The following is a 2431-nucleotide window of genomic DNA, read 5'->3' on the forward strand; positions in this document are numbered from 1 at the left end:
GGCCCGCGGCGGACCCGGTGTCCGCCGCGGGCCAGGGGTGAGGGAGGACGGCGCGGGTGATCCATGTCCTGCTGGTGGACGACGACGCGATCGTACGGGCCGGGCTGCGCCTGATGCTGGGCGGCGCCCCGGACATCGAGGTCGTCGCGGAGGCCGCCGACGGGGCGGAGGTGCCGGCCCTGGTCGCCGCACACCGGCCCGATGTGGTGCTGATGGACATCCGGATGCCGGGTGTGGACGGGCTGACCGCCACCACCGAGCTCCGGGCCCGGCCCGGCGCCCCGGAGGTGCTGGTGCTGACCACCTTCCACACCGACGCGCATGTGCTGCGGGCGCTGCGCGGCGGGGCGGCCGGGTTCCTCCTCAAGGACACCCCGCCACGGGACATCGTCACGGCCATCCGGACGGTGGCCGCCGGGGATCCGGTGCTCTCCCCCGCCGTCACCCGCCGCCTCATCGAGCAGGTGGCGGGCGGCGGGCAGGAGGACCGGGCCACCGCCGCCCGGGCCCGGCTGGCGCTGCTGGGCGAGCGGGAGCGGGAGGTGGCCCGGGCGGTCGGGGGTGGCCGCTCCAACGCGGAGATCGCCCGGGAGCTGCATCTGGCGCTGCCGACGGTGAAGGCCCATGTGTCGCGCATCCTGACCCGGCTGGACCTCAACAACCGCGTCCAGATCGCCCTGCTGGTCCACGACGCGGGCGAGTCGGACAGCGACTGACCGACGCCTCCGGGGAGTTCGCGGTGGTGCGCGCGGTTCCAGTGACACCTGACTTAAATCAGTCGGTCCGGCCCTGGCCATCGAGATCCAGGACTGACGACCGCGCCCGGGCATCCGTGATGTCGCCGGCGGAGGCGGGCTCATCCGCCTCCGCCGACCCATGCGGAAGAACACCTACGGTGAGCGCGGCACGGATCGCCGCGTGGAAAGGAACACGTGAGCAGCACCGGACTCGAGGGCCATGGCGTCATCGTCACCGGGGCGGGATCGGGAATCGGCCGGGCCACCGCCCTGGCCCTCGCCCGGGAGGGGGCGCGGGTACTGGTCGCGGATCTCGACCGGGACGGCGCCGAACAGGTCGTCGCCGCCATAGGAACGCAAGGGGGCACGGGCCGGGCCGTCGTCGGCGACCTGGGCGAACAGCGGGTGGTGGACGAGGTCGTCGCCACGGCCGTGCAGGAGTTCGGCGGCCTGGACGTCCTGGCAGTCATCGGAGCCCATGCCGCGACCGCCGGCAGGATCGCCACGGCCGAGGAGCAGGCCGCCGCCATCCTCTTCCTCGCCTCCGAGGCCGCGAGCAATGTCAACGGTGTCATCCTGCCCGTCGACAACGGCTGGTCGGCCGTCTGACGCGGGGCCGAACCGATCACGCGGTCATTCGCCGCGCCAGATGTTGTCGAAGGCCGCTTCCTCGATGGCCCGCCGCTGCCGTTCGGCCTCCAGCTCCATCACGGCGTCGTTGACGGCGGCGAGCACGGTCACGGCCGCGTCGCCGGCCGCGCCCGCGGCGTCTGTGGCGGGCTGCTCGCGGACCCCGATGGCCGCCGCGAGGGAGGCGAGGACGGGCTCGTCGGAGGCCCAGCGGTCCATCGCGTGGCGGCGGGCGGCCGAGTCCACCGGCACCGCCTCACCGGCGCGGAGCGGCAGCCAGCCGTGGCGTCGCCGGGTGATCTGTCCCGCGGACTCCAGGGCGTCCAGATAGGCCGGGGACAGACCGCGGCCTCTGCGCCACAGCCAGTCGCCCACCGGCTCATACGGCGGCCGGCCGACGAACGACGACGCGGCCTCGTCCAGCAGGCGGTCCCCGGTCGGCGGGCACAGACCCGGCACGATGCGGTCGTCCTCGATGCCGAGCGCTTCGGCGTCCAGGAGGTCGATCAGCTCGGCTCCCGCGAGCGCGAGCGACAGATCGCCCCGCTCCAGGGGGCGCATGGGCGCCACGTCCAGGGTGACGATCAACAGGTCCCGCGGTGTGGTCATGAAACGCTCCGCTCGCCGTCCCTCAGCCACGATACGTCGCGAGCGCGGGGCTGTCCGCCGAGGTGTCCCGCGGTGTCCGCCCTGTCACCGGCCGCTCAGGAGCCGGTCGCACCCCAGGTGTGGGCCAGCGCGGCGGCCTCGCCACGCGAGGTGACCCCCAGTTTCTCCAGGATGTTCGCCACGTGGAACTTCACCGTCGACTCGCTGATGTGCAGCTCCTGGGCGATCTGCCGGTTGCGCCGCCCGCGGGCCAACTGTTCCAGCACCTCCAGCTCGCGCGCCCCCAGTACGTACAGCGGATCCTTGCGGGCCGGCTGCGGCGGGCCCAGCGGCACGGTGGCCGTCACCATGGTGCCCCACTCGGGGACCGCGTCCACGTCCAGCCGCCCGCCCAGCGCGGACAGCCGCTCGCCGACCCGGCGGGCGTCCAGCGCGGTCCGCCGCAGCACGCCGGG

General features: G+C 74.2%; 4 protein-coding genes. 2 read left to right on the forward strand and 2 right to left on the reverse strand.

Annotated features, from left to right (window positions below; translation table 11 throughout):
* Nucleotides 1-56: 56 nt before the first annotated feature.
* Nucleotides 57-716, forward strand: a complete 660-nt coding sequence (locus tag KN815_RS16820; RefSeq protein WP_216342746.1) for a response regulator transcription factor — start codon at nt 57-59, stop codon at nt 714-716.
* Nucleotides 717-932: 216 nt separating this feature from the next.
* Nucleotides 933-1346, forward strand: a complete 414-nt coding sequence (locus KN815_RS16825; RefSeq protein WP_216342747.1) for an SDR family NAD(P)-dependent oxidoreductase — start codon at nt 933-935, stop codon at nt 1344-1346.
* A gap of 24 nt (nt 1347-1370) precedes the next feature.
* On the opposite strand, the gene KN815_RS16830 is transcribed toward KN815_RS16825, so the two are convergent.
* Together KN815_RS16830 and KN815_RS16835 are read right to left on the reverse strand one after the other, a co-directional pair.
* Nucleotides 1371-1976 (reverse strand): GOLPH3/VPS74 family protein, encoded by a 606-nt coding sequence (locus KN815_RS16830; RefSeq protein WP_216342748.1) that lies wholly within the window; start codon nt 1974-1976, stop codon nt 1371-1373.
* Between the two features lie 95 nt (nt 1977-2071).
* On the reverse strand, nt 2072-2431 hold a 360-nt coding region (locus KN815_RS16835; protein WP_216342749.1), incomplete at its 5' end, for a response regulator transcription factor.

The sequence above is a fragment of the Streptomyces niphimycinicus genome (assembly GCF_018883605.1).
In the GTDB taxonomy this organism is placed as follows: domain Bacteria; phylum Actinomycetota; class Actinomycetes; order Streptomycetales; family Streptomycetaceae; genus Streptomyces; species Streptomyces niphimycinicus.

Coding starts and splice junctions, on each gene's coding strand:
- KN815_RS16830 (WP_216342748.1), bottom strand. CDS start 1,976: ATGACCACACCGCGGGACCTGTTGATCGTCACCCTGGACGTGGCGCCC.